This window comes from Cetobacterium sp. (assembly GCF_048470075.1).
Lineage (GTDB): Bacteria > Fusobacteriota > Fusobacteriia > Fusobacteriales > Fusobacteriaceae > Cetobacterium_A.
In genome coordinates this window covers 1-24,478 of record NZ_DBGBQB010000074.1, presented here as the reverse complement: position 1 = coordinate 24,478, position 24,478 = coordinate 1, and the positions used below count along the sequence as shown (strand labels likewise).

The window sequence follows — 24,478 nt, the reverse complement described above, 5'->3', positions numbered from 1 at the left end:
ATAGTGGAGGAAACAAAGAGATGTTAACAGGTAACGAAATTAGAAGCAAATTTATAGAGTTTTTTGTAAAGAAAAACCATAAGCACTTTGAAAGTGCGTCACTTATTCCAGATGATCCAACTCTTTTATTAACAGTTGCTGGAATGGTTCCTTTTAAACCATATTTCTTAGGTCAAAAAGAGGCACCAACACCAAGAGTGACAACTTATCAAAAGTGTATAAGAACAAACGATTTAGAAAATGTTGGAAGAACAGCTAGACACCACACTTTCTTTGAGATGCTAGGAAACTTCTCATTTGGAGATTATTTTAGAGAGGAAGCAATAGTGTGGTCATGGGAGTTTATCACAGAGGTTTTAAAGTTAGATAAAGACAAACTGTGGGTTTCTGTGTTTACTACAGATGATGAAGCAGAAAAAATTTGGATAGAGAAATGTAACTTTCCAAAAGAGAGAATTGTAAGAATGGGAGAATCAGAAAACTGGTGGGCAGCAGGACCAACAGGTTCTTGTGGACCATGTTCAGAGATTCACGTTGATTTAGGTCCAGCTTATGGAGGAGATGAGAATTCTAAATTAGGTGATGAAGGAACTGATAATAGATTTATTGAGATTTGGAACCTTGTTTTCACAGAGTGGAACAGAATGGAGGATGGATCTTTACAACCACTTCCAAAGAAGAATATAGATACAGGAGCTGGACTTGAAAGAGTTGCAGCAATGGTTCAAGGGAAATCAAATAACTTTGAAACAGACTTATTATTCCCAATTGTTGAAGAAGCTGGAAGACTTACAAATACGAAATATGGAGAGAATCCTGAAAAAGACTTCTCATTAAAAGTTATAACTGATCACTCTAGAGCAGTTACTTTCTTAGTAAATGATGGAGTTATCCCATCTAATGAGGGAAGAGGATATATCTTAAGAAGAATTTTAAGAAGAGCGGTTAGACACGGAAGACTTTTAGGAAGAAAAGAGTTATTCATGTATCAAATGGTAGATAAAGTTGTAGAGATTATGGAAGAAGCATATCCTGAGTTAAGACAAAACATAGAGCATATTAAAAAAGTTGTAAAAATTGAAGAGGAGAAATTCTCAAATACTTTAGATCAAGGTATGCAGCTTGTTACAAATGAGATAGAGATAGTGAAATCAAAAGGTGAAACAAAACTATCTGGGGATGTAACATTTAAACTTTATGATACATATGGATTCCCTTATGAGTTAACAGAGGAGATCTGTGAAGAGAATGGAATCGAAGTTTTAAAAGATGAGTTCTTAGAGAAAATGGAAGAGCAAAGAGAAAAAGCTAGAGCAGCTAGAGCAGTTATTATGGAAAAAGGGCAGGACAGCTTTATAGAGGAGTTCTATGATAAGCACGGAAAAACTGAATTCACTGGATACTGTGATCTTATGACTCCTGCAACACTTTTAAATGCAAGAGAGTTAGAGAATGGAAAATATGCTTTAATTTTTGATCAGACACCATTCTATGCAGAATCTGGAGGACAGGAAGCTGACCATGGAATTATAGAGGGTGAAAATTTAGTAGCTAAGGTATTAGATGTTCAAAAACAAAAAGAGATTTACACTCATATAGTTGAAGTGGAGAGTGGATTAGAGGAGTTAGTAGAGGGTACACTTCTAAATTTAACAGTTGATCCTGTAAGAAGAGAGGAAGTTGCAAAAAATCATACGGCGACACATCTATTACACCAAGCTTTAAAAGATGTTTTAGGAACTCATGTACAACAGGCGGGATCAGCTTGTGGAGCAGATAGATTAAGATTTGACTTCAATCACTATGAAGCTTTAACAGCTGAAGAGCTTGAGAGAGTTGAGAAAGCTGTAAATGAAAGAATATTTATGGCAACATCTGTAAATGCAGAGGTTATGTCAATGGATGACGCTAAAGCAAAAGGAGCAACAGCTTTATTTGGAGATAAATATGGAGATGAAGTTAGAGTTGTTTCTATTGGAGATTACTCAATGGAGCTTTGTGGTGGAACTCATATCAGTAACATAGGTAAAATAGGAATATTTAAAATTGTTTCAGAGGCTGGAGTTGCTGCTGGAGTTAGAAGAATAGAGGCTCAAACAAGCTATAAAGCATACTTAGCTGTATTAGAGATGGAAAAAACAATGAAAAGAGTTGCTAAAAACTTAAAAACTGATCTACATAAAATCGAGGAAAGATCAGAAAGAGTTGTAGAGGAAACAAGAGAGCTATCAAAAGAGGTTGAAACATTAAAAGCTAAAGTTGCAACATTTGAAGCAAACTCACTATTTGATGAAATTCAAGAGATAAATGGAGTAAAAGTTTTAGTGAAAGATTTTAAAGATAAAGAGGCAGATTCACTTAGAGAGATTGTGGATAAGGCTAAAGATAAGTTAGGAAGCTGTGTTATAGTGCTAGGTTCTGACAATGAAAAAGCTATATTTGCAGTTGGAGTTACAAAGGATTTAATTGGAAAAGTTAAAGCTGGTGACCTAGTGAGAGAAGCTGCAAAAATAGCTGAAGGAAACGGTGGAGGAAGACCTGACTTTGCTCAAGCTGGAGGAAAGAATGGAGCGAAAGTTAAAGAGGCATTAACTGCTGTTAAGGAGATTTTAATAAATTCATTATAATTGGAGGAAGATAGTATGTATAAAAGATATCTTTCTTTAGATGTAGGAGATGTAAGAATAGGAGTGGCAAAATCGGATCTAATGGGAATGGTTGCCACTCCATTAGAAGTGATTGATAGAAGAAAGACAAAGGCTGTAAAAAGAATTGCTGAACTGTGTAGAGAGGAAAATACTAAATCGATAGTGGTAGGAATACCTAAGAGTTTAGATGGAACTGAAAAACGTCAAGCAGAAAAAGTAAGAGAATTTATAGAGAAACTAAATAAATCTATTGAAGGATTAGAATTTTTTGAAATAGATGAAAGACTTTCCACTGTTTCAGCAGATAGAATGTTGAACGAAACAAATTTAAGGGGAGCCAAAGAGAAAAGAAAAGTTGTAGATAAAGTAGCTGCAGCTATAATTTTACAAACTTTCTTAGACATGAAAAAATAAACTAAGTGGAGGCTAGCATGAATCTTAAGGGGATGACCAAATTATTTTTTGTATTAGTTATACTAGTATGTTCTTGGTGGTTAGCAGTAATGAAACCAACAAAACTGGGACTGGACTTAAAAGGAGGAGTTTATGTAGTTTTACAAGCTAAACCAGAAGCTGGAACCGAATTAGATGACGATGCAATGAATAGATTAATAGAAGTTTTAGACAGAAGAATAAATGGTCTTGGGGTTGCAGAATCAGTTGTACAAAGAGCGGGAATGGATAGAGTTATTATTGAATTACCTGGAATTACAAACTCTGATGATGCAGTAAAGATGATAGGAAAAACAGCTCTATTAGAGTTTAGAATAATGAATGATGATGGTTCTTTAGGGGATACACTACTAACAGGTGGAGCATTAAAAAAAGCTGAAGTGTCATATGATAACTTAGGAAGACCTCAAATTCAATTTGAGATGAATATTGAAGGAGCTAAGGAGTTTGCCAAAATAACAAGAGAAAACATTGGAAAAAGATTGGCTATAACTTTAGATGGAGAGGTTCAAACAGCTCCATCAATCAACAGTGAAATTCCAAGTGGAAATGGAGTTATAACAGGAAACTATACACCAGATGAAGCTAAAAAGACAGCTACACTTTTAAATGCAGGGGCGTTACCAGTGAAAGCAGAAATTATAGAAACTAGAATAGTAGGGGCATCTTTAGGGGATGAATCTATAGCTCAGAGTAAAACTGCTGCTATGGTTGCAGTTGGATTAATAGCTACATTCATGTTAGTTATGTACAGATTACCAGGATTTGTAGCTGACTTAGCTCTATTAAGTTTTGGACTTGTGATGTTTGCAATGCTAAACTTTATTGATGCGACTTTAACTTTACCAGGTATTGCTGGTATGATTCTTTCGGCAGGAATGGCCGTAGATGCTAATGTAATAATATTTGAAAGAATAAAAGATGAGTTGAAACTTGGAAATACTATAAATGGAGCAATAAAGCTTGGGTTTAGTAAGGGAATTGCTTCAATAATAGACTCTAACGTAACAACATTATTGACAGCACTTGTTCTATTTATGTTTGGAACAGGAACTGTAAAGGGGTTCGCAGTAACTTTAACGATTGGAACTGTAGCATCAATGCTTACAGCAATTTTCATAACAAAGGTTCTGTTAACAACAACAGTAGATTTATTTAAAATAAAAAGAACAGAGTTCTTCGGTGTGAAAAGGGGGTAAGTAAATGTATATTGAGGTAATAAAACACAGTAAAAAATGGGTAACATTATCAACAATATCTTTTATAATATTCCTAGGAATGTTTTTAGTAAAAGGATTGAATTATGGAATAGACTTTACAGGTGGAAGTTTAATTCAGTTAAATTACTCTAAGAATATAACTTTGGCAGATATAAATAAAGAGTTGGATTCTTTGGCCATAGAGATACCACAATTAACATCAACAGCTAGAAAAGTTCAGGTATCTCAAAGTGATAATAATGTTATAATAAGAACTGCTGAAATGAGTGATAAAGAGACAGAGGAGTTATTAACTAAACTTCAGACATTAGGTGAGTATAAATTAGAAAGAGCAGAAAAAGTTGGAGCTACAATAGGTGAAGAGTTAAAAACATCAGCTATATATGCTTTAACAATTGGTGGATTATTGATAGTTTTATACATAACAATGAGATATGAGTTTAAGTTTGCTATAGCTGGAATTTTAACTCTATTACATGATGTTACAGCGGCATTGGGAGTTATAGCTCTATTAGGTTATGAAGTTGATACACCTTTTATAGCAGCTATACTGACAATATTGGGATACTCTATCAATGATACGATAATAATATATGATAGAATTAGAGAGAGCCTAAGAAAAAAATCAGATATGACTTTTGGAGAGGTTTTAAATAAAAGTTTAAATCAAGTTTTAGTGAGATCAATTAACACTTCAGTTACAACATTATTAGCATTAGTTGCAATATTAGTTTTTGGTGGAGATAGTTTAAGAACATTTACAACAACACTTTTAGTGGGAATTGGAGTGGGAACTTACTCATCAATATATATTTCAACACCATTGGTATATCTTTTTGAGAAAAAAAGAGATGACAAATATGAGCCAAAAAAAGATGATAATGATGATTCACACCCTGAAGAGAAAATTGTAGTATAAAACAAAAGCCACCTTAATAGGTGGCTTAATCTACTTATTAATAAGAGGTTGGAGGAAAAAAATGAGAACGTGGGCAGAGATAGATCTAGATAACTTAGAATACAACATAAAAAAAATAAAAGAACTATCTCATGACAGAGACATAATGGCAATTATAAAAGCAGATGCCTATGGAATGGGAGCAGTCACAATAGCAAAGGAACTTTCAGAGATGGGAGTAAAAATATTTGGAGTTTCATCTCTAGAAGAGGGGATAGAACTAAGGAATAGTGGTATTAATAATGAGATTTTAATTTTAGCAGGTACTTTTAATGAGGAGTTAAAAGATGCTGAAAGGAATAATCTTCAAGTTACTTTGACTGACCTTTCTCAGATAGATTATATACATGAAAATAAACTTTCATTAAAAGTGCACATAAAAGTGGATACAGGAATGGGTAGGGTCGGATTTACTGTGGAAGAGGGAAAAAATGCTATTGAGATATGTAAAGCTAAGAATATCGATATAGTTGGGATATATTCACACCTATCAGTTTCGGATGAATCGGATAATGATTCAATAGACTATACAAAAAAACAATTGGAAAAATTTAAATATTTTGAAAAATTAGAAGAGATAAAATATATCCATATTCTTAATAGTGGAGGAATATTAAAATTTTCTGAAATTCCTCAGAGTAACTTAGTTAGAGCTGGAATAATTATGTATGGTGTTTATGGAGAGGGAGTAATAGAAAATTTAAAGAGAGTGTTTACTTTAAAAAGTAGAATTCTTTTTTTGAAAGAGCTAAAAGAGGATATAGATATATCTTATGGAAGAGTAGGTAAAGGATATAAAAAAGATTTAATTGCAACTATAACTGTGGGTTATGCCGATGGTTTTAGAAGAGAACTTTCCAATAGAGGAACAGTTGAAATACATGGTGTACCGTGCAAAATAGTTGGAAAAGTTTGTATGGATATGTTAATGGTAAAAATACCAGAAGAACTTAAAGATAAGGTAAAAATTGGAGATGAAGTAATAGTTATGGGTGAGGATATCTTTGATAAATCAAAGATGGTAGGATCATCAATTTATGAGCTATTTACAGGATTAAGTAGAAGGGTGAGTAGAGTTTACTTAAAAAAGGGAAAACCGCACTTGGTAAATAGTTTAATAGGAAAGTTATAAAGGAGAGATTAATGGCAAAGATAATATTAGAACAGGGAAAAGAGAAGAAAATTAGGAATTTTTATCCAAATGTTTTTAAAGATGAGATTCAGGAGATTTTTGGAAATGTTTCAAATGGAGATATAGTAGAGGTTTGTACAACAGATGGAGAGATAGTTGGAAAAGGATATGTGGCTGAGTCAACAAATGCTTTTGTTAGAGTATTAACAACTAAAGATGTACCTGTGGACAAGACTTTAATCTTAGAGAAAATAAAAAGAGCCTATGAAAAAAGAAAACCTCTTTTAGCAGAGACAAACTGTGTAAGAGCTTTTTATTCTGAAGCTGATGGAATTCCAGGATTAATAATCGATAAGTTTGATAAGTATGTTTCGGTACAATTCAGAAATTCAGGTTTAGAGGTTGCTTTTAGACAAGAGATAATAAATGCAATAAAAAAGGTTATGAAACCAAAAGGTATTTATGAAAGAAGTGATGTTGAGAACAGAACTCATGAGGGAGTAGAACAACAAACTGGGATAATCTACGGTGAAATTCCTGAAAGAATAGTGATGGAAGACAATGGATTAAAATACTATGTAGATATAATAGATGGACAAAAAACAGGATTTTTCTTAGATCAAAGAGATTCTAGAAAGTTTATAAGACCATTTTTAAATGAGAACACAAGATTTTTAGATGTATTCTCAAGTAGTGGTGGATTTTCTGTTGCAGCTTTAAAAGAGGGGTGTAAAAAAGTTGTAGCTATTGACAAGGAACCACATGCTTTAGAGTTATGTAAAGAGAACTATGAGTTAAATGAGTTTACAAATGACTTTGAAACGGCTGAAGGAGACGCGTTCTTAATGCTAAAAATATTGGCTAATAGGGGAGAGAAATTTGATGTAATAACATTGGACCCACCTTCATTAATAAAGAAAAAAATTGATGTTCCAAGAGGAAGAGATATGTTCTTTAGCCTATGTGATGAAAGTTTTAAACTGATAGAGGACGGTGGAATTGTAGGTGTTATAACATGTGCATACCATATGAGTCTACAGGATTTAATAGAAGTTACAAGAATGGCCGCTTCAAAAAATGGTAAACTATTACAAGTTATTGGTATAAATTACCAGCCTGAAGATCATCCATGGATTTTACATGTACCAGAGACATTATATTTAAAAGCTTTATGGGTTAAAGTAGTAAATAATTAATTTAAGGGGGAATAATTATGTACTTAGATATTTTAATAGCAGTAATACTTATATTTGCAGTAATTGAAGGATTAAAAGATGGATTTTTATTACAGTTTTTTTCAATATTTGGAATATTTATAGATTTTATAATAGCTCAAAAATTTACTCCAATGGTGATGGAAAAATTGGCAATCGATACCAATGAAAGTAACTTCTTATTAGCATATATAGGTGTATTTATAGCTTCTTATTTCATTATTGCTATTTTAATGTTTTTTATAGGAATTATTTTAAAAAATCAGAATAAAGGATTTTTATCTAGAGGATTAGGTGGAGTGTTCGGATTTATAAAAGGACTTGTAATTTCATTAATAATATTATTTATTTTTAACTATGCTGCTCAAAAATATACAGTTTTAAAAAAATATGGAGTAGACAGTAAAACTAATGAAGTTTTTCTAAATAAATCGCACTATATAGAGGAATACTTACCAAAAGAGTTAAAATCAGAGCTAAACTATATAAAAGGGAAAGAGCTGGTTGAAAAATACTTTAATAAAATGTTTTAGGAGAGACTGATGAAAATAATTGAAAAATATATATTGGAAGATGTAAAAATGCCAATAATATTTGGAATATCCCTGTTTACATTTATTTTTCTGATAGAAATTATCGTTTCTCTTATGGAGAATATAATTGTAAAAGGAATATCTTTGATAGATGTATTGAGAATACTATCTTTTTATCTTCCGCCAATTTTATCTCAAACGATACCTATGGGTGTATTTTTAGGTGTAATGATAACTTTTTCTAAGTTTACAAGAACAAGTGAAGCAACAGCAATGAGTTCAATTGGAATGTCTCTAAAGGATATATTGAAGCCAATAGTAATTTTGGCTTCAATTATTACTGTATTTATATTCTTTTTACAAGAGAGTATCATTCCAAGATCATTTAGCAAATTGGAAGAGATAACTATGAAGATAGCATATGAAAATCCAGTGTTCCAATTGAAAGAGAAAATATTGATTGATGAAGTTGATGAGTATAGTCTATATATCGAAAAAATAGATAGACAAACCAATGAGGCTAAAAATGTATTGATTTTCCAAAAAGAGGATAAAAATAACTTCCCCACTATACTATTAGGTGAAAAAGCTTATTGGAAAAATGTTAATATGGTGTTGGAAGATTCAAAGTTTTATACTTTTAATCCAGATGGAACAATTAAATTGGAGGGTGAATTTAAGCAGAAAAAAATACCTTTAAGCTCATATTTCCAAGAGGTAAAAATAGATGTAAAAGATATTGAAGCCATGGGAATAACAACTTTATTTGACAATTTAAAGGGAAAAACATATGAGGAGAAGATACCTTATCTAGTTGAAATTAATAGAAAAATAGCTATTCCACTTTCAACTGTTGTATTAGCAGTGCTAGGTGTATTACTATCTATTGGTCATCATAGAAGTGGAAAAGGAGCTAGTTTTGGAGTAAGTTTAGCGGTTATTTTTGTCTACATTGTATTTTTAAATGTGGGAATGGTAATGGCAAATAAAGGAGTGGTATCGCCTTATGTAGGAGTTTGGTTACCTAATTTATTATTATTTGGTGGAACAGCTCTACTATATAGAAAAAAAGCAGGTGGTGCTAGATGAAAAAACTGGATATATATATTAGTAAAAACTTTATAAAGTCATTTTTACTGAGTTTAATAGCTTTTATAAATATTTTTATTTTAAGTCAACTTTTTAAAATAATAAGATATATAACAGCTGGAAGAATGAGTGTTTCTGAATCAGCAACATATATATTATATCTATTGCCTAAAATTTTTATTGAGGTAACACCTTTAGCTGTGTTATTGGGATCATTGATGTGTATAAATAGAATGGCTTCCAATTTAGAGATAATATCTTTAAAAACTTCAGGTATAAGTTTTAGAAGAATAGTCAGATATCCGATAATCATATCTTTCTTTATATCTATTATAGTTTTTCAGGTTATGAATAGAGTTCACCCAATGGCTCTAGCAAAAAGCAGAGCTTTAAGGGCAGGTAGAAAAATATCTGAAAGAGTATTACCAACAACTAAAAATAATGCTTTTTTAAGAACTGAGGAGAATGTGGTTTACTATATTAGACAAGTTGATAGAGTTGGAAATACGGGGACTTTAATGGAGATAATAAAACTGGATAAAAGTTTTGAAAAAATAGAGAGTATTATAACAGCTAAAAAAGGTGTATTTGATACAAGTAAGAACTCTTGGTTATTAGAAAATGCTGTTGTTAATGATTTGGTAAATAAGACTCAAAAAACGTATAAAACATACTCTAATCCAGAGTTAAATAAAGCCCCAGCAGATTTTATAACAATTCAGGGAGATCCAGATGAATTAACAAATGCTGAAATAACTAAGGCTATTAGAGATATTCGTATAACAGGTGGAGATGTAAAAGAACCATTATCTGTTTTAGGAAAAAGATATTCATTTCCTTTTGCCAGTTTTATAGTATCATTTTTAGGGCTATCTTTAGGAAGTAGATATGTGAGAGGAGCTTCAGCTATAAGTATAGCATTAAGTGTGGGATTAGGTTATTCATACTATATTGTTCAGGCATCTTTTGAAGCATTAAGCGTAAATGGGATATTGAATCCCTTTGTAAGTGGTTGGATACCAAATATTATATTTTTATCTTTAGGGATATACTTTATGAGAAGAGCGGAGTATTAGGAGGAAAATGAGCATAATTACTAAGAGATTAGATAATGGAATAACAGTTTTAATCGAAGATATAAAGAGTATAAATACAGCTAGTTTAGGTTTTTTTGTAAGAGCTGGTGTAAAAAATGAACTATCTGGTGAAGAGGGAATCTCTCATTTTATAGAGCATCTACTGTTTAAAGGAACAACTAATCGTTCAGCCAAAGAGATTTCAGAAGAGATAGATAACCAAGGCGGAATGATCAATGCCTATACAAGTGTTGAAAAAACGGCTTACTATATACAGATGACATCAAACACTTTAGAAACAGGTATTGATATTTTAAATGATATGTTTTTAAACTCTACATTTACAGATGAAAATATTGAAAAAGAGAGAAATGTTATAATTGAAGAGATAAGAATGTATGAAGATATACCGGAAGAGGTTGTCCATGAGGAAAATCTAAATTTTGCTATAAATGGTGTACAAAGTCAAAAAGTTGCAGGGACAATAGAGAGTTTAAAAGGAATAGACAGAGAAAAAATACTTAGATATTTTTATGATATGTATAAACCTGAAAATATCGTTATTGCAGTTGCAGGAAATATAGATGTAGAGAGTGTATACAATCAGTTAAATAGAGGGATTGGACAGTTAAAAGATAGAAGTACAAAGAGATTCTATGACGGTAGTATGAGTATAAACTCTGGTGAAAAAATAATAAATCAGGAAACAAATCAAGTACATCTTTGTGTAAATACATTGGGAGCTTCAAATACAGATAATGATAGAGTGGCAATGTCTGTAATATCCAATGTCTTAGGTGGAAATATGAGCTCTAGACTTTTCCAAAAAATCAGAGAGGAAAGAGGGCTGGCATACTCAGTGTACTCTTATACCTCAAATTTTGATGAGGGTGGATTGTTCACAATATACGCTGGTACAACACATGAAGATTATAAAGAGGTTATCTCAATTATAGAGAATGAGTTAAAAGAGATAAGAGAGAATGGAATAACAGAAAAAGAGTTACAAAGAGCTAAAAATCAGTTTTTAAGCATGGTAACTTTTGGACTTGAAAGTAGCAAGGGAAAAATGTCTAGAATGGCAGGATCTTATCTAGTATATGGAGAGGTAAGAGATATTGAAACTGTGATAGATGAGATTGAAAATGTCAATCTGGAAGATATCCAAAGAGTTGCAAAAAAAATATTTGATGAAAAATATATATCTAAAACAATTTTAGGAAATATATAAAGGGGAAAAAATGGAAGAAATAACAGTGAAATTAGTACTAGAAAACGGTGTGGAATTACCAAAATATATGACTGAAGGAGCGGCTGGAATGGATGTTAAAGCAAATATTTCAGAACCAGTTACTTTAAAAACATTGGAAAGAAAACTAATTCCAACAGGTATAAAGATGGAGATTCCATATGGATATGAGGTTCAGGTTAGACCTAGAAGTGGACTGGCATTAAAGCATGGAATAACATTGGTAAACACTCCTGGAACAATAGATTCAGATTATAGAGGAGAGGTTGGAGTTATATTAATAAATTTAAGCACTGAGGAGTTTGTTATAAATCCTGGAGAGAGAATTGGACAACTAGTTCTTCAAAAAGTTTATAGAATGGAGTTTGAAAAAGTTGACGAATTATCAACAACTGTAAGGGCTGAAGGTGGATTTGGTCATACAGGAAAATAGGAGAAGTTAATGGGAAAAAATCATGATTTAGTAGTTACTATAAAAAGAATTAAAAAGATGAAAAATATGATTTTATATATTGCCCTGTGTATTGTTCTAATAAGTTTATTGACAGTTTATAGTGCGACAGTACATAAGGGAACATCTTTTTTTTATAAAGAGATTGCATGGATAGGACTAGGAGTTTTGACATACTTTATATTTTCTTTTATAGATTATAAAGTGTATGGAAAATACTATAAAGTAATCTATTTGATAAATGTGATACTATTGCTGTTGGTATTTGTGATAGGAGATAAAAGATTGGGAGCTCAAAGATGGATTGATTTAGGATTTATAACTATTCAACCCTCAGAGTTTTCTAAGCTATTTATAGTTTTAACTTTTGCAGAGGTCTTGGCCACTAAGTATAATCATAAGTTTTCAGGACTGAAATGTGTTTTAGCTACTAGTATTCATGTTTTACCAATATTTATATTAATAGCGGCACAGCCAGACTTAGGGACATCTTTAGTTATAATATTTTTATATCTAATTTTGATATTTATAAATGGAATAGATTGGAAAACTATAATAATTTTAGCAGTTGTAGGAATATCAATGGTACCGATTGGATATTTTTTCCTATTAAAAGATTATCAAAGAGAAAGAGTATTAACATTTTTAAATCCAGAAGCTGATCTATTGGGAAGTGGTTGGAATGTTACTCAATCTATGATTGCAGTTGGATCTGGTGGAGTTTTTGGAAAGGGATTTTTACAGGGAACTCAAAGTAAGCTAAGATTTTTACCAGAGTCTCACACTGATTTTATAGCAGCGGTATTTTTAGAGGAGAGAGGATTGATTGGCGGTTGTGTTTTACTGATACTGTACATTCTACTTCTATGGGGAATATTGCGAATAGGTGACAAAGCTGAGGGATATGGAAAGTTAATTTGCTATGGAATATCTGCAATTTTCTTTTTTCATATAGTTGTAAATGTGGGAATGGTAACTGGAATAATGCCTGTTACAGGATTACCTCTTCTTTTAATGAGTTATGGAGGAACCTCTTTCCTATTTGCCTTTGCAATGTTAGGGATTGTTCAGAGTATAAATGTATATAGGGAGTAATGATGGAATATATTATAGACTCTAGTTTTCATGAAGTTAGATTGGATAGATTTTTGAGAAAAAAATATGAAAATACTCCATTGACAGAGATTTTTAAGGGAATTAGAACTGGAAAGATTAAAGTTAATGGAAAAAAATCTAAAGAAAACTATAGATTAAAAGAGGGAGATATTGTTAAAGTTTTAATCTCTGGTGGAGAGACTGAGGAGAAAAAATTTATAAAAATATCTTCAAAAGATTTAAACACTTTAAAAAGTGGTATTGTTTATGAGGATAAAAGAGTGGTTATATTTAATAAAGAGGCCGGTATGGTAATGCATAAGGGCAGTGGATATGACTATGGTCTGTCTGAACTTTTTAAAAGTTTTTATCAAACTGATGAGTTTAACTTTGTAAATAGAATTGATAAATCTACCTCTGGACTTGTAATAGGTGCAAAAAGTCTAGTTGTAACTAGAGAGTTAGCAGAGGAGGTTAGAGAGGGAAAAACAGATAAAAAATACTATATATTAGTTGATGGAGTTATTGATAAAGATAGATTTACTCTAAAGAGCTATCTGAGAAAAGAGGAGACAAGGGTTGTGGAGTTAAGCTCTTATGAAGAGGGAGCTAAGGAGAGTATATCATACTTTAAAGTTTTAAAGAGAGGGAAAAATAGAACTATTCTAGAAGCCACTCTTGAAACAGGAAGAACACATCAGTTAAGAGTTCAATTGGCAAGTTTAGGACACCCAATAGTTGGAGATGGAAGATATGGTAGAGGTGGAAAGAACATGTTTTTATTTTCATACTATTGTGAGATTCCAAAATATAACATAAAAATAGAGTTGCCTTTGCCTGAAGAGTATACTAAAAATTTAATATAAATAAAAAAACGGTTTTTAAAATAAAACCGTTTTTTTGTCATTTAAGTATTTAAAAATGAGTTAGCTATTAAAATAACCTTAATAGTATCACTGGAGTTTTCATCTATTGAAACTCCAAAGAGAACATCATCTATTTCAGCTTCACACTCTTTTTTTATAGTTTCTACAATAATACTAGACTCCATTAAGTTTAAATCTCTAGGACCAATAATATTTACTAAAAACTTAGTTGCACCTAAAATGGTTCTTTCAAATAGAGATGAATCCACTGCGGCAAGAGCAGCCTTTTCGGCTCTTTTTTCACCAGCTCCTTCTCCAAACCCTAAGATAGCCTCTCCTGATTCAAGTAGAAGAGATTTTATATCTGCAAAATCTAAATTTATTAATCCTTTGGCAAGCATAAGGTCAGTCATACCTTTAACCGCTGTATATAACACAAAGTTACTTTTTTTGAAAGCTTCTTGAACTGTTACATTGGATGATGAATTATCTAAAAGTTTATCATTAGGGACAACAATAAGAGAATCAACAAAAGGTTTAAGATTTTTTATTCCAGTTTCAGCAATTTTCATTCTTCTTTTTCCTTCAAAGGAGAAGGGTTTGGTAACTATGGCAACAGTTAGAATGTTCATCTCTTTGGCCAACTTTGCAATTAAAGCAGTAGCAGCACTTCCAGTTCCTCCACCCATAGTAGATGTTAAAAAAAGAAAGTCAGTGCCTCTAAGAATATTTTTAATAAAAGGTAAGCTCTCTTTGACAGCTTTCTCTCCTAATTCAATATTTCCACCACAGCCTAGTCCCTTAGTTGTAGATAAACCCAGTTGAATTTTGTGAGGTGTTCTAGAATTATTTAAATCTTGTAGATCGGTATTAAGTGCAAAAAAAGAAACTCCATCAATTTCAGAAACACAGATTTCATCAAGTGCATTTATTCCACCGCCACCAATACCCATAACCTTTATATTAACATTAAACTTATCTCCCAAAAAATTCACCCCCTGAATAGAATAACAGCAATATATAGAATAATACTTTAATACTTCACACTTTCCTTTGTGTCAATAATAAAAAAATTAATTTAGATGTTCAGTGTCAGAAAATTTTACTATTTTAAATCCATTTGAATCATATTCAACTATAGTAGTGCTAGTATTTTCAGGAACAGGTTGCTTAGAGAATTCATCTATCCCTTTTTCATTTATAATATTAAAAAGGGCTTTTAATGTAACTCCATGACTGATTACCAAGATATTTCCGTCACTATTTTCTTGAACAAGTTTATTTAGTCCAACTCTAACTCTATCTAAAACCTCCTCATAGCTTTCACCATTATATGCTGTAGGATCATATTTTTCGGCATTATTCCAAAAATTATGATACTCAATTGGATAGTTTTTTTCAAACTCCTCCCTTGGAATCCCCTCAACTTTTCCCATATTGATCTCTTGAAACTCATCGATTGGAATGATATTCATATCTCTATTTCCAAGTAAAAGTTTAGTGGTTTGAAGAGCTCTTTCCTGTGGCGATGAGTAAACCTTTTTAAAATCAATATTCTCTAGAGCTTTTGAAAGTTTTTTTGCTTGCTCAATACCTAGCTCTGTCAATGGAGAGTTGGATCTTCCCTGAAAAATTTTTAAAGTATTCCAAACTGTTTCACCATGTCTTACAAAATAAATACGCAACATAAATTTCTCCTTTTTAAGTATAAAACTCTTTTTTTTAATACGATATTCTTGTATAATCTTATTATACATTGAATTTTGGAGGTTGTAAAATGAAGTTTTTAGGAGTAATTCCAGCGAGATATGAATCAACAAGATTGCCAAAGAAACCACTGAAAGATATTTGTGGACATTCTATGATAGAGTGGGTTTATAAAAGAGCTATGAAATCTAATTTGGATGAGGTTATTATAGCAACAGATTCACAAGAGGTTTTTGATGAAGTAAAAAGATTTGGAGGAGAGGTAATACTAACAGATAAAAATCACTTAAATGGGACAAGTAGAATAGCTGAAGTTTGTGAGAAGATAACAGACTATGATGTGATTATAAATGTTCAAGGTGATGAGCCTTTAATTGAGCCAGAGATGATAAACTCTTTAATCGATGTATTTAAAAGAGAGGAGAGTTTAAAAATGGCAACATTAAAGCATAAACTTCATAAAAAAGAGGACATTGAAAATCCAAACTTTGTAAAAGTTATTACAGATAGAGATGACTATGCTATATATTTTTCAAGAAGTGTAATTCCATATCCTAGAAATGAAAACTTAGATATCTATTTTAAACATGTAGGAATATACGGGTATAAAAGAGAGTTTGTACTAGAATATTCTAAAATGGAGAGCACACCTTTAGAAAATTCTGAATCTTTAGAGCAGTTGAGGATTTTAGAAAATGGGTATAAAATAAAAGTGTTGGAAACACCTTTTGAAATTATAGGTGTTGATACAAAAGAGGAGCTTGAAAAAGTTAGAAACTATATTGTTGAAAAAGGGATAGAGATCTAATGAAAGTTCAGAAAATAAAAAATACCATAGCGATAGGATTATGTTTTTTAGCTTTTATAGGGTGTAGCAGTAGTTCAAATAGAGATTATTATGAGAGATTGGAAAGTTCATCTAATTTAAAGGGAGATAGAGTTGATCTATATGGAAAATACTCAAAGGACAGTATACCAGTGGCAAAACCTATCCCTTATTTAAAATATGTAAATGATATGGAAAATCCAAAAGTACCATTTAAGTCATATAAAGAAAATGAGTTTTTAGCATTTTATAAAAATACAAGAGCAAAGGGGCATGGGGATAATTCAAATTATTGGAGATGGAAAGTTAGCTTAAATAGAAAAGAGATAAGTAATGTTTTAAATAAAAACTTAGTTTCATTAGGTTCAAGAAGACCCAAAGAGGTTTTAACATACTCTGATAATAGGTGGGTAGCAAAAAAAATACCTTTAAACCCTGTTGGAGATGTTTTAGATATAAGAGTTTTGGAAAGAGGAAAATCAGGACTAGTAACAAAACTACTGATAAAGGGAAGCAGAGGTAAATATATTGTTGCAAAAGAGGGAAATATAAGGAGTCTATTAAATTTAAGCAAAAGTAGCGTTGATAGCACTGTAAATATCTATGGAACAAAGGGTGGAAGTAGTACTTATAATGAAAAGCCTATATCCAGAAATCCGAGCATGTTGCCATCTGCCTTTATTGCTTTTGAGAAATTGGGGAATGGAGGTTTTAATATCTATGGTGGAGGATTTGGACACGGATCTGGAGTTCCACAATGGTCAGCTATGGATTTAACTAAAAATAAGGGATACTCATATAAACAAGTTTTACAAAGATACTATATGGATACAAAATTAAAGAGTATAAAATCGGTGGATGGAATAGATGATAAGATTAGAGTTGGAATAATGACAAGTGGATTTTCAACTATTAATCACTCAAAAATATCTATGATTTCAACAGGTGCTATAAAATTAAAAAGTAAAGATGGAAGTGTTAATGTATCCCCTAGAACATCTATAGACTTTATAGTAAAAGATGGATACACACAGGTCATCACTCAAGGGAAAGTAAGATTAAAAACAAAAAACTACATAGAGATAACATCAAAACACATGATATCGATAACCAATATAAAGAGAAATGTAAAAAAATATAGATATCCAACATATAGAGGGAGTTTTGAAGTTAGGTTAGCACAGGGCGGAACAAGATTAAACTTAATAAATGAAATCAATATAGAGGATTATCTATTACAGGTTGTTCCAAGTGAGATGCCACAAAGTTTTGGGCTGGAAGCTTTAAAAGTACAGGCAATAGCAGCTAGAACCTATGCAGCAAAAGATATATTGAGAAATAGATATGCAAAACAAGGGTTCCATATTTTAGATAGTACTCAAAGTCAAGTCTATAACAACCTAGATGAAAATGAGTTGTCGACTAAGGGAGTAAAAACAACAAAAGGTCTTATTCTTGTGCACGAAAATAAGCCGATAGATGCAAAATATTACTCAACTTCATCAGGATTTAATTCAAATGCTCACAATGTATGGTAAAATTTAAAAAAAGCATTGACTAAATAGTCATTATAGATTAGAATGTTCTGTGACTGTATAGTCATTTTAATTTTAAGTTCAGTAAGGGGGCATGATGATAAAGGAGGAAAAAAAAGAGCAAATCCTAGAAGCTGCAAAAGATGTTTTATTAAAAAAAGGTATTTTTAAAACAAGAGTTGAAGATATTACAAATCATCTGGGAATAGCTAAAGGTAGCTTTTATACTTACTTTAAATCAAAAGATCAACTTTTAGAGGAGATTATAGGCGAAGTTTATGAAATAAGAAAAAATGAGTTAAAAGAACTTCTAATAGAAAAGATTGATTATAAAGAAAAAATAAAGATGTTTATAATGAAAAGGTTTATGATGGTATCAGAGAGTTTAAAATCTCATTTGATATTGATAAATCTAACCAGAAATTTGGAACATCTAACACCTCTATTAAGAGAAAAACTTTTTCAAATCGAAATTTTAAATAGAAAATATTTAAAAGAGATAATAAAAACCATTCCAGGAATTACATATTCAGAGAGTGAAATAAATATTTTGATAGTATTTATCATGGGTGGAATAAAATCTTATAGATTGGAAAGATTATTCTATAAAAATACAGAGGATTATTTTATCAGTGATATATCCGAATTTGAAGAACGTTTAAAAAATATTGATTTAGATAGAGAGATACAACTGGTTATTGAAAGTATCTTGAAGTTACTAACAGGAGGAATTTAATGAAGAAGTTATTAGGGTTACTAGTATTGCTTTCAACAGCAGCCTTTTCAAGAGAGCTAACGTTGGAAAGTGCAATTGACTTGGCTTTAGAGAATGGGAAAACAATAAAGACGTCAGAGCTATCAAAAGAAAATGCAAGATTAAATGTAAGAAGAGCATTTAAAACTGCATTACCAACAGTTACATATAATGGTCAGTATCAAAAAGCGGAACATGAAACAAGAAATATGACAGAAACTATTGATTCAAATGGAATAATTGGATTAAAAGCAAAAAGTGGATATTCACAGACAATAGGTCTTTATCAGCCCCTATTTAGAGGAGGAGCAATAACAGGTGGAATACTTGGAGCAGAGGCTTCTAAAAATATGGCAGATATCTATCTTTTATCTGAAAAAAGAGATGTGAGATTGGATATTATCTCTTTATATTCAAGTATTATAAATTATGAAAAGGATTTAACAGTTTTAGAGGCATCTAAAAAAGAGTTACAAGCTAGATATGATAAGCAGAGCGAACAATTAAATTTAAGATTGGTAACAAAAGCGGATCTACTGAAAACAGAGTATTCAATATTAGATTTAGAGGCTCAAATAACAGGAACTAAAACAAATTTAGAGATTGCAAAAAAGGATTTGAAATTAAAGTTAATGATTCCTACAAATGAGGAGATTACTTTAAAAGATTTCCAAGTTCCAGAGAACTTAACATCGGGAATAGATTTCAATAGAGACCTAAATCAGGCTTTAACAAACAGTTTATCAGCGAGATTAGCAATAAATAAAGTTGACTATGCTCAAGCTGAAAAAATTGTAGCAAGATCAAGTTTATTACCACAGGTTGATGCTTTTGCAACTTATGGAACATCAAGAGAGAGCCACCATTTTGATAACAGTTTTGACAATGCAGAGTGGAGAGGTGGAGTTTCTGTAAAATGGGATGTATTCTCTTTCGGAAGCGGAATTGATGAGTATAATGTGGCAAAAAATAATGAGAATATAGAAAGTATAAATCAAGAGCTAACATCAGATAATATAAAACTATCTGTTACAAAAAATTATAGAGAGTTAATTCGTTTACAGCAATTAAGAGACTCTAGAAACAAAGCGTTAGAAGCAGCAACAGAAAACTTTAGTATAGATACTGAAAGATACAATGCGGGATTAATTTCAACTGTGGATTATCTATTATCAGAAAGTCAATATAGACAAGCAGCTGTAGATTATAACTCAGCAGTATTAAATTATTATGTAGCATTTGAGAAATATAGATCATCACTTATTTAATATCGGGAGGAAAGATGAAAAAGGGATTATTCATATTAACAGCAGCAGCTATCTTGATGACTGCTTGTGGAAAAAAAGAGGAAATAGTAGTAGAAAAACCAAAAAAACCCGTGATAGCATCACAGGTAAAGCAGGAGCAAGTTTCAGATATATATGTAACTGATGGAACAATTGTGCCTCAAGAGAAAGTGGATCACACATTGGATTCTCAAGGAACTGTATCTACAGTTCTAAAGAAAAATGGAGATTTTGTAAAAAAGGGTGAGGTTGTTGTAAAGTTTACTGATGCAAAGGTTGAATCAAACTATGAAGCAGCAAAAGCTAACCTACAATCAACAAAAAATAATTTTGAAAAATTTAGTAAACTTTATGAAAAGCAGATGGTATCACAACTTGAATTTTTAAGTTATAGAGATGCATATACCAATGCTTTAGCAGATTATACATCTAAAAAATCAAACTATGATAAATTAACAAGAAAATCTGAGCTAACTGGATTAGTAGGAAATTTAAATTTAAAATCTGGAAATGTCGTAGAGGCTAACTCAACTGTGTTTACAGTGGTAGATGAGAACGTGATGGAGATAACTGTGGACTTCCCAGGATATTGGTTAAATACACTGAACGAGGGATCACCAGTGACTTTAATGGTTTCAGATTTAGGTGGAAAAGAGTTTCAAGGAAAGATAAAATCTATAAATCCAATAGCAGATGCTGAAACAAAAAAATTCCCAGTAAAAATATCTATAGATAATAAAACTAAAGAGTTAAAAGATGGTATGTATACAAAGGTTGTAATTCCAACAGAGAAAAGAGATGGAGTTATAGTACCACAACAGGCTGTATTTATAAGAGACTTATTGAGCTATGTTTTTAAAATTGAAAATGGGAAAGTAAAAAGAGTTGAAGTAACTACAGGGGCAACGATAAAGCCTAATATAGAAGTTATATCAGAGGAGTTAAAACCAGGGGATTTAGTAGTGTCTGATGGTATATTCGGATTAGCTGATGGAGATGAAATTACAATAAATAACGAAACAAAATAGAAAATAAAGAGGTGAAAGATATATGTCATTAGCAGGTATTGCTATACGTAGACCCGTTGCAACAGTAATGGTAATGGTCTCGATGGTATTCTTAGGAATTGTTTCGATGCTATCAATGAAATCAGAACTGCTTCCTAATATGAATATTCCAATGGTTGTAATTACTACAACTTGGAATGGAGCTGTTCCAGAAGATGTAAACAGTCAGATTACTAAAAAAATAGAAGATTCACTATCTGGTGTTGATGGAATTAAAAAGATAACATCTACATCATCATTTGAAAGATCAGTTGTAAGTATTGAGTTCGACTATGGAGTGAATATAGATTTAAAAAGAGGAGATGTACAAAGGGAGATTGATGCTATATCAGGAGAGTTACCAGATGATGCGTCAAAACCTACGACACAGAAAAAATTAGCAGGTTCAGGAAATACTGCGATGATGCTAAACGTATCGGGTCCAAATTTTTTAGAATTGACAACATTTGTTAACGAGTTTATGACTCCAAGATTTGAAAGAATTGGAGGAGTTGGAAGTGTTGATACATTAGGATCTCCAGATAAACAGATTCAAATTCAATTTGATACAGATAAATTAGCATCATATAATTTAACACCGAATGAATTGTATGATTTAATAAAAACATCATCAATAAATGTTCCGTTGGGAGTTATTAAAACTGGAGGGAAAGATGTTGTTGCCAGATTTATGGGAGAGTTTAACTATTTAGATGAGTTTGAAAACATGATTTTAAGAAGTAATGGAAAAACTCTTAGATTAAAAGATATTGCTAATGTAGTACTAACTACTGAAGATCAAAGCGAGATAACTAAACTTAATGGGAAACCATCGGTAATGATAGTTATTGAAAAATCTACAGATGGAAATATCTTATCAATTACAGATAATGCAAAGATAGCCTTAGAAGAGATGAAACCATACTTCCCTAAAGGTGTAGAAGTAACAACAGTAATGGATTACTCTGAAAATATTAACTCATCAATTTCAGGAGTAAAAGGAAATGCAATAACAGGTCTTGTTCTAGCTACAATAGTACTTTTAGTATTCCTAAAAAATATTAGAGCAACACTGTTGATATCATTGGCACTACCAATAGCAATTATATTTACATTTGCTTTCTTATCTCTTTTAGGAGTGACAATAAACGTAATATCACTAATGGGACTTTCTATTGGAGTAGGAATGCTAACAGATAACTCCGTTGTTGTTATAGATAATATCTATAGACATATAACAGAGCTTAAGAAACCAGTAATGGAAGCATCAGAGGATGGAGCATCAGAGGTTGCAGTAGCGATTCTAGCCTCAGCCTTAACAACAATGGTTGTATTTATTCCAGTACTATTTATCCCAGGTATTGCAAGAGAGATATTTAGAGATATGTCGCTATCAATAATTTTCTCTAACGTTGCCGCTTTAATAGTATCATTAACTTTAATGCCAATGGTAGCAAGTAGATTTTTAAAAGCTAACGCTGATATTACAAAAGAGGGTAAAATATTTGGAAAAGTAAAGAGCACATATGAAAAGATAATAGAGTGGGCAATTACAAATAGAAAGAAAACTGTAGCACTTTCTTTCATAACATTTATGGTTATGATGATAGTTGGACCTCTATTAACAAGAACAGAGTTTATACCAAAACAAGACTATGGTAGATATGCAGTTGTTTTAGAGTTGGAAAAGGGTCTTTCAGTTGAAAGAGCAGAAGAGATTACAGAGCAAGCAGTTGAAGTAGTAAAAAATAATCCTTTAACAAAAACATATATCTCTCTTGTAAAAACAGGAGTAGGAATCGTAAACGTTGACATAGGGCCAAAAACTGATAGAGATGTATCAATATTCCAAGTAATGGATAATTTAAGACCTGAATTAGAGAAAATACCTGGAATTAAGTTTAACTTAAAAGATGATTACCAATCAGCAGGTGGAAATAGAGATGTTGAATTTAGAATATCTTCAGATTCATTAGATGTTGCTGAAAATATAGCAAAACAAGTACAAGAAAAAATTAGTCAAAATCCTGGTATTATAGATATTACATCAAGTATTGAACCAGGAAATGTAGAGGCTAGAGTTGTTCTAAATAGAGATAAATTAAGAGCTCATGGAATCAGCCCATTTGATGTAGGTAGAACAATAAGTTACTCATTCCTAGGTGGAAATAGAGCAACTGGACAAACACTATCTGTAAAAACAGGAACAGAGGAGATAGATGTTTTAATCAGATTACCAAAGGATGCAAGAACTAATATTTCAACTTTAGAGGAGTTAAATGTTAGAGGAGCAGATGGTAAATTTGTAAAAGTTTCAGATGTAGCAGATATTGTTATGGCAGAGGGAGCATCAGAGGTAACAAAGACAGATAAGATATTCTACGCATCAGTTTCAGCAAATGATGGTGGAATTGGATTAAGTAAAGTTCAAAGTGAAATTGTGGATGCATTTGAAGCAACTAACCCACCAAAAGGTGTTTCTTACTCATGGGGAGGAATGTCTCAGCTATTTAATGAGGCGATTGTACAGATGGGAATGGCTCTTGGAATTTCAATATTCTTAATATACGCTATTCTAGCATCACAGTTTGAGAACTTCTTACTTCCAGGTATAATTTTGGCTTCAGTTCCATTGGCAATGATCGGAGTTTATGGAGGATTGTTGATAACAAACTCTCCATTTGATATGATGGTTATGATTGGAATAATAATGCTAGCTGGAACGGTTGTTAACAATGCAATTGTTCTAATAGACTTTATTAAGATTCTAAGAGAGAGAGGATATGAACTAAATGATGCGGTAAGAGAATCGTGTAAAACAAGACTTAGACCAATTCTAATGACTACAATGACTACAGTATGTGGAATGATTCCACTTGCACTAGGATTTGGAGAGGGAGCAGAGTTATACTCAGGAATGTCTATAGCTGTTATATTCGGATTATCATTCTCAACACTACTAACGCTGGTTGTAATTCCAGTTCTATACATTATAGTTGAAGACTTTATCGACGGAATGAAGAAAAAGTTAAAGAGAGAGAAAGCATAGTAAAAACAGGGGTTCTCTGAGGTAAAACTCAGAGAACTTTTTTTATTTCAAAAATAATAGTTGAAAAAAAACGAACAGTGTGTTAGTATTAAATCAGGAAAAGTATTAAAAAACAAAATAAATAAAACTTGTATAATAGTTGAAATAAGGTCAACGAGTCTCTACCTGTCACCGTAAATTGGCAGACTACAAGGATAGATTTTTAATGTATGTTTTTTTGATATATTTTAAATTTGATCTTGTAGGAAATTACAGTTGTAGTTTCCTTTTTTTATAGACTTTTTTTGTTGA

The 24,478-nt window shown here is 31.6% G+C and carries 21 protein-coding genes and 1 riboswitch; of the genes, 19 read left to right on the top strand and 2 right to left on the bottom strand.

What is annotated here, in order from left to right; genetic code table 11:
• Positions 1-20: 20 nt before the first annotated feature.
• From alaS to ACMOUI_RS02580, 13 genes are all read left to right on the top strand, one after another.
• A complete protein-coding gene (gene alaS, locus ACMOUI_RS02640; RefSeq protein ID WP_418964195.1) occupies positions 21-2,627 on the top strand; it encodes an alanine--tRNA ligase in 2,607 nt (868 codons plus the stop codon).
• 15 nt (positions 2,628-2,642) lie between these two features.
• Entirely contained in the window at positions 2,643-3,062 is a 420-nt protein-coding gene (gene ruvX / locus ACMOUI_RS02635; protein ID WP_418964194.1) for a Holliday junction resolvase RuvX, read from the top strand.
• Positions 3,063-3,079: 17 nt separating this feature from the next.
• Positions 3,080-4,300: a protein translocase subunit SecD gene (secD, locus tag ACMOUI_RS02630; protein WP_418964193.1), complete on the top strand. Its 1,221-nt coding sequence runs from the start codon at positions 3,080-3,082 to the stop codon at positions 4,298-4,300.
• 4 nt (positions 4,301-4,304) lie between these two features.
• Positions 4,305-5,240: a protein translocase subunit SecF gene (gene secF / locus ACMOUI_RS02625; protein WP_418964192.1), complete on the top strand. Its 936-nt coding sequence runs from the start codon at positions 4,305-4,307 to the stop codon at positions 5,238-5,240.
• Positions 5,241-5,301: 61 nt separating this feature from the next.
• Complete coding sequence (gene alr / locus ACMOUI_RS02620; protein WP_418964191.1) at positions 5,302-6,411, top strand: alanine racemase; 1,110 nt, start codon at positions 5,302-5,304, stop codon at positions 6,409-6,411.
• Positions 6,412-6,422: 11 nt separating this feature from the next.
• Positions 6,423-7,607, top strand: a complete 1,185-nt coding sequence (locus ACMOUI_RS02615) for a class I SAM-dependent rRNA methyltransferase (RefSeq protein ID WP_418964190.1) — start codon at positions 6,423-6,425, stop codon at positions 7,605-7,607.
• A gap of 17 nt (positions 7,608-7,624) precedes the next feature.
• Entirely contained in the window at positions 7,625-8,158 is a 534-nt protein-coding gene (locus ACMOUI_RS02610) for a CvpA family protein (protein WP_418964189.1), read from the top strand.
• Between the two features lie 9 nt (positions 8,159-8,167).
• Complete coding sequence (locus tag ACMOUI_RS02605) at positions 8,168-9,247, top strand: LptF/LptG family permease (RefSeq protein WP_418964188.1); 1,080 nt, start codon at positions 8,168-8,170, stop codon at positions 9,245-9,247.
• The gene (locus ACMOUI_RS02600; RefSeq protein WP_418964187.1) at positions 9,244-10,323 is read left to right on the top strand and encodes an LptF/LptG family permease; all 1,080 of its coding nucleotides are present in this window, start codon (positions 9,244-9,246) and stop codon (positions 10,321-10,323) included. The genes ACMOUI_RS02605 and ACMOUI_RS02600 overlap by 4 nt, the downstream gene beginning before the upstream one ends.
• 7 nt (positions 10,324-10,330) lie before the next feature.
• Entirely contained in the window at positions 10,331-11,554 is a 1,224-nt protein-coding gene (locus ACMOUI_RS02595) for a M16 family metallopeptidase (RefSeq protein ID WP_418964186.1), read from the top strand.
• A 10-nt stretch (positions 11,555-11,564) separates the two neighbouring features.
• The gene (gene dut / locus ACMOUI_RS02590) at positions 11,565-12,005 is read left to right on the top strand and encodes a dUTP diphosphatase (protein WP_418964185.1); all 441 of its coding nucleotides are present in this window, start codon (positions 11,565-11,567) and stop codon (positions 12,003-12,005) included.
• A 9-nt stretch (positions 12,006-12,014) separates the two neighbouring features.
• Complete coding sequence (gene rodA / locus ACMOUI_RS02585) at positions 12,015-13,118, top strand: rod shape-determining protein RodA (RefSeq protein WP_418964184.1); 1,104 nt, start codon at positions 12,015-12,017, stop codon at positions 13,116-13,118.
• On the top strand, positions 13,118-13,984 hold the full coding sequence (locus ACMOUI_RS02580) for an RluA family pseudouridine synthase (protein WP_418964183.1): 867 nt from the start codon (positions 13,118-13,120) through the stop codon (positions 13,982-13,984). The genes rodA and ACMOUI_RS02580 overlap by 1 nt, the downstream gene beginning before the upstream one ends.
• A gap of 41 nt (positions 13,985-14,025) precedes the next feature.
• Here the strand turns inward: ACMOUI_RS02580 and ftsZ are convergent, their stop codons facing one another.
• Both ftsZ and ACMOUI_RS02570 read right to left on the bottom strand, forming a co-directional pair.
• Entirely contained in the window at positions 14,026-14,970 is a 945-nt protein-coding gene (gene ftsZ, locus ACMOUI_RS02575) for a cell division protein FtsZ (protein WP_418964182.1), read from the bottom strand.
• Between the two features lie 87 nt (positions 14,971-15,057).
• A complete protein-coding gene (locus tag ACMOUI_RS02570) occupies positions 15,058-15,672 on the bottom strand; it encodes a histidine phosphatase family protein (RefSeq protein ID WP_418964181.1) in 615 nt (204 codons plus the stop codon).
• A gap of 89 nt (positions 15,673-15,761) precedes the next feature.
• Between ACMOUI_RS02570 and kdsB the strand changes: the two genes are divergently transcribed.
• From kdsB to ACMOUI_RS02540, 6 genes are all read left to right on the top strand, one after another.
• Complete coding sequence (gene kdsB / locus ACMOUI_RS02565; protein WP_418964180.1) at positions 15,762-16,499, top strand: 3-deoxy-manno-octulosonate cytidylyltransferase; 738 nt, start codon at positions 15,762-15,764, stop codon at positions 16,497-16,499.
• Entirely contained in the window at positions 16,499-18,055 is a 1,557-nt protein-coding gene (locus ACMOUI_RS02560) for a SpoIID/LytB domain-containing protein (RefSeq protein WP_418964179.1), read from the top strand. Before kdsB ends, ACMOUI_RS02560 begins: the two co-directional genes overlap by 1 nt.
• A 94-nt stretch (positions 18,056-18,149) precedes the next feature.
• The gene (locus ACMOUI_RS02555; protein ID WP_418964178.1) at positions 18,150-18,788 is read left to right on the top strand and encodes a TetR/AcrR family transcriptional regulator; all 639 of its coding nucleotides are present in this window, start codon (positions 18,150-18,152) and stop codon (positions 18,786-18,788) included.
• Complete coding sequence (locus tag ACMOUI_RS02550) at positions 18,788-20,074, top strand: TolC family protein (RefSeq protein ID WP_418964177.1); 1,287 nt, start codon at positions 18,788-18,790, stop codon at positions 20,072-20,074. The genes ACMOUI_RS02555 and ACMOUI_RS02550 overlap by 1 nt, the downstream gene beginning before the upstream one ends.
• Positions 20,075-20,088: 14 nt before the next feature.
• On the top strand, positions 20,089-21,120 hold the full coding sequence (locus ACMOUI_RS02545) for an efflux RND transporter periplasmic adaptor subunit (protein ID WP_418964176.1): 1,032 nt from the start codon (positions 20,089-20,091) through the stop codon (positions 21,118-21,120).
• A gap of 22 nt (positions 21,121-21,142) precedes the next feature.
• A complete protein-coding gene (locus ACMOUI_RS02540; protein WP_418964175.1) occupies positions 21,143-24,187 on the top strand; it encodes an efflux RND transporter permease subunit in 3,045 nt (1,014 codons plus the stop codon).
• A 108-nt stretch (positions 24,188-24,295) separates the two neighbouring features.
• Positions 24,296-24,396: riboswitch (purine riboswitch) on the top strand.
• Positions 24,397-24,478: the final 82 nt, after the last annotated feature.